Annotated in this window: 3 protein-coding genes; 1 reads left to right on the top strand and 2 read right to left on the bottom strand. The window is 56.5% G+C overall.

Annotated features, from left to right (window positions below):
• Positions 1–773, bottom strand: a 773-nt coding sequence (locus ACXJL8_RS35260) for a hypothetical protein (protein ID WP_456686479.1), incomplete at its 3' end; no start/stop codon positions are given.
• A gap of 663 nt (positions 774–1,436) precedes the next feature.
• Between ACXJL8_RS35260 and ACXJL8_RS35265 the strand changes: the two genes are divergently transcribed.
• Positions 1,437–3,230: an adenylate/guanylate cyclase domain-containing protein gene (locus tag ACXJL8_RS35265; protein ID WP_456686480.1), complete on the top strand. Its 1,794-nt coding sequence runs from the start codon at positions 1,437–1,439 to the stop codon at positions 3,228–3,230.
• Between the two features lie 386 nt (positions 3,231–3,616).
• Here the strand turns inward: ACXJL8_RS35265 and ACXJL8_RS35270 are convergent.
• The coding region (locus ACXJL8_RS35270; RefSeq protein ID WP_456686481.1) for an alpha/beta fold hydrolase at positions 3,617–4,301 on the bottom strand (685 nt) is incomplete at its 5' end.

Here is a 4,301-nt window from a genome sequence, read left to right on the forward strand (position 1 = left end):
ATAACGAACTTCACCGCCTCGGGACGCCGCGCGTAACCGGCTGCGGCGGAGACCTTAAACCAACCGTCGAGGTTCAAATTCGGCGGGAACATTGGGACTTCAAAGTACGGAATTTCCCAGAATGAAACCAGCTGATTGGCCTGATCTGAAACGAGCCTAAGCTCCAGAGTGTTACTCGTGTAGGGTCTCCCCGCCTCGTGTTGGTAATGGGACGGAGCATCTCTATCGGCGAGCAGCAGCAAGCGGGGCTCGGCAATCTCGGGAATATTCAACTCCCGAAAGCCCACCCGCCGGCCAGTCTTCGTAGCCGAAACGCATGGGACAGGCTGGCTCATTCGATCAAGCATACGAACGTCGTAGTGATTTTCAGGGCATACGATACCTGGCGTTCGCTCGAAATAGTACCACTCRTCGCCAATGCGGCCATAAGCTTTTTCGAACCGGCCGAGAGCCACCAAGGCCTTTGGCACATAGCCATTGCCGCTCCACGTATCGACGAAAACACGAGGCTTGTTGTCGCCGGTGATGCTCACTCGTCGCCAGGACGCGACCTCCGCCTTCCGTAAAGCAGGAGCCACAACAGTCCCGTCAATAAGGTGATAGAAGTAGCTCAAAGCCGGAAATCCAACGGTGGCGGCCAAAAATAACGCCGGCCGATAGAGCCGCCAGCGGAGAACCAGATACGCTGCGTAAAACAAGCCAACGATCGAGCCGTAGAAAACGACCTRAGATATCAACAGAGATGTCGTAAGGTACGCGTTATAGATGTTCATGCTCCCGCGCCGGCCCGCCAAATGAAGTCGCTCTACCCTAACTAGAACAGGTTACGAGGGACCAAATTTATTGCATCGATTTCCGGCGGTGCACGGAAGTCCAAGGTCAGCTTCGGGCCAGATGCGGAAGTGATGTCCTTAGATTGGATAGCGCCATTTCAATGCGCGCCGTACAACCAGGAGCGCTACGAGCACGATGACCAAGACGATAAGATAAACGGCAACCGCCCACTGCTCGTGCGGCAGGTAACCCGGCGCTAACATGAGCAGCAAGAGCACGCAGAGAAGAACCCCTTGTGCGTAGAATAGCGGCGACCGAAGCATTCCCGTTGGCTTTAGTTCCGCGAGCCAGTCGCCAGCGCGCGTCGTGCGACGGTATAGAAAAGCTAAAGCTGCGAAGGCGAAAAACCATGCCATGCGATTGAGCTACCATTATAGGATTTAAGATTTCTCAACGCGCGGTGGAAAATGCATCGCAGTTCCCCCGATGTCGCCTATGGGTCATGAGCGTTGGTTTGCCTCTGGGGTGATGACTTCCGGTCTGACCGGATAAGCGGACATCGTGAGATCGAACGGGGATGTCTCGAACGGGCCAATAGGCGACATAGCGGATGGGCAAGCCTTGCAACTTGTTCTATAATTGCGCCTGGTTGGATTGTGGCTATGGTGCAGGAGCGGCCAGTCCGGGTTGAGCGCAGGTTGGCGGCTATATTGGCCGCCGACGTGGCAGGCTACTCTCGACTCATGCACCATGCCGAAGAGGCAACGCACGCCAAACTATCCGCGCTTCTGACCGAGGTTGTCCATCCCGCAATCGCCGACCACGGCGGCCGCATCGTGAAGAACACCGGGGACGGATTCTTGGCGGAGTTTCCGAGCGCGGTTCAAGCGGTCCGGGCTGCTGCGGAGTTTCAAGCCCGCGTCAACCACCTAGCGGTTGGCGACACGGAAAACAAACGCCTTGCTTTCCGTGTCGGCATCAATGTCGGCGACGTCATTATCGAGCCGCATGACGTCTTTGGCGACGGCGTAAACATTGCGGCGCGGCTTGAGAGCATCGCAGAACCGGGCGGCATCTGCATCTCGTCTTCGGCTTACGACCATATCCGGGGCAAGGTTGGCGTTGAGTTCGCCGATCTGGGCGAGCAAAACCTCAAAAATATTGCTTCCCCGGTCCGAGCCTATACGGCGGTCCAGGACGGACGCAACTCGGCGACACGGCCTGATGGCGTTGGGTCGACCATTCGTCCGCCACCTCGTCTTTCCATTGTTGTGCTGCCCTTCGCCAATCTTAGTGGCGAGAAGCAGCAGGACGATTTCGTCGATGCGATTACAGAAAATCTTACTACGGACATATCTCGCCTTCCCGATTATTTCGTTATTTCGTGCAAGACGGCTTTCGCATTCAAGGGCAAAATTGTGGATGCTCGACAGATTGGCCGCGAGCTTGGAGTCCGCTACGTGCTGGAAGGCAGCGTGCAGAGCGGGACCGATCGCCTGCGCGTGAACGCAAAACTCATCGACACAGAAACAGGCGCACACCTCTGGGCCGAGCGATTTGACAAGCCACGGGCAGACCCGTTCGACATGCAAGATGAGATCACGGCCCGGCTCGCACGGGCTATGGATGTCCAGCTGGTGGCAGCGGAGACGCGGCGTCTAGAGCGCGAGGAACCAAAGGAATTGGATGCGGTCGACCTCGCCCTTCGCGGGTGGACGGCATTTTCCCAAAAAGTGTCAGTCGCCGGGGCCCGCGAAGCACGGAGCATATTTGAGGAGGCGCTCCGCGTCGACAATACCAACGTCGATGTGCTGATGGGCTTGGTCGAAACCCACCTATGGGAAGTCAACGCCTACATGTCCCAGGCGCGTGCTGAGCAAGTCCGTCTGGCCGAGGCAGCAATGTTCAAAGCGTCGCAACTGACGCCACTCACTAGCCGCATGCATTTTTGTCGCGCCGCGTTGTTGATCGCCTTGCGAGCACCAGAGCGAGCTCTTCGCGAGATTGAACTCGCCATGAGCTTGGATCCCGATTTGCCCTATGTTCACATGAGAGCAGGGTGGGTTAAGATTTTTCTTGGGCGTGGCGAGGAGACCGAAGGCCATGTGACCACCGCGATGCGCCTCAGCCCGCGCGATCCAATGCTCGGAAATTGGTACGCGATTCTTGGTCTGGCGGATCTGCAACTCGGTAGGCTCGACATGGCTGTGGACCGTTTGCGGAAGGCTATCGAGATTGCTCCCAATAATGAGCTCCCCTACTTCCATCTAGCCGCGGCTCTGGCTCTTCAGGACCGTAAATCGGAAGCGGCGCAAGCCAGCGAAATGGGGGGGCTGCTGGCTCCCATTTTCCGCATCGGTAAGTGCCGTGTTGAAGTCCAAAGCGGCAACCCTGTTTTCTTACTCCAGCGCAATCGAATCTATGAAGGTATGGAAAGGGCCGGCATCCCAGAGTGATGTCATTTCACAAGGCTAACAGAGAGATGATGTCATCGATCAACGGTCAACTCCAGTGCGCTTCCACTTCAAGGCTTCAGTTGATGCAGACCATCTTTTCAATAGCCCGCGCACGGCCAGGTTGCCGGAAAGACTGCATAATGGTCGAGCAAACAGTGTCTTCAGTTCTCCTGTGCAAGGGCAAAGGCCGGTTCGGAAACTCCGAGGTAATAAGCCGAACATCCGGTAGGTCCGCTTAGGGTCAATCGCGTCACTTTGGCTGCGTGCCGTTCTCTTCCAGTCCAACCTGATAAGCGGACATCTTCAGATCGGACCGGCATGTCTCAAACGGGCCAAAACGCGACATTTCGTTGCTTGCCGCGTCTACGCAAGTGCCCGTTCGCGATCTATAACTGTTTCAGGAATTCCAGGAGCGCATTGCTTACGTCTTTGGCGCGCTCTTGCTGAGTCCAATGACCGCAACCTTTCAAGACTATTGTCTCGCGAAGCAAGGGCACGAACTGTTTCAGGCTAGGGACGAGATGGCTCCAACTCGGCGATCTGTAAACCCCGTCTCGATCGCCAACGACATAGAGTGCCGGGACCTGAACCTTTGCGCCGGACCATGGTGCGAGCAACTCCCAATTGCGATCAATGTTGCGATACCAATTCAAACCTCCTCCAAAGCCGGTGCGCTTGAACTCCTCAACGTAAAATTCGATGTCACTGTCCGTGAGCCACGTCGGCAATGATTGGGTTGTAGGCTTCCCATCAAGCCACCCCCCCTCACTAGGAAGCATCGTGAGCGACGCAGGATCCTCAACCGGCGCATCGCCAGATAGGGCGAACAATGTCGTCTTGATTGCGTTGTGGACGTCTTTTTCGAGTTCTGCCTCGGCAACRCCCGGCGTCTGGAAATACAGTTGATAGAAGCGCTGCTTTTCGGCCCTCGGCATGACAGTGCTTGGTCGGTCGGGACCACGTACCGGAAACGGCACGCTCAAGCCAACGACAGCCCTAAATCGATCCGGTCTAAACAGAGCGCAGCGCCAAGCGACCGGCGCTCCCCAATCATGTCCGACAACGACTGCT

It is taken from the genome of Bradyrhizobium sp. P5_C11_2 (assembly GCF_054049755.1).

Coding starts and splice junctions, on each gene's coding strand:
- ACXJL8_RS35265 (WP_456686480.1), top strand. CDS start 1,437: ATGGTGCAGGAGCGGCCAGTCCGGGTTGAGCGCAGGTTGGCGGCTATA.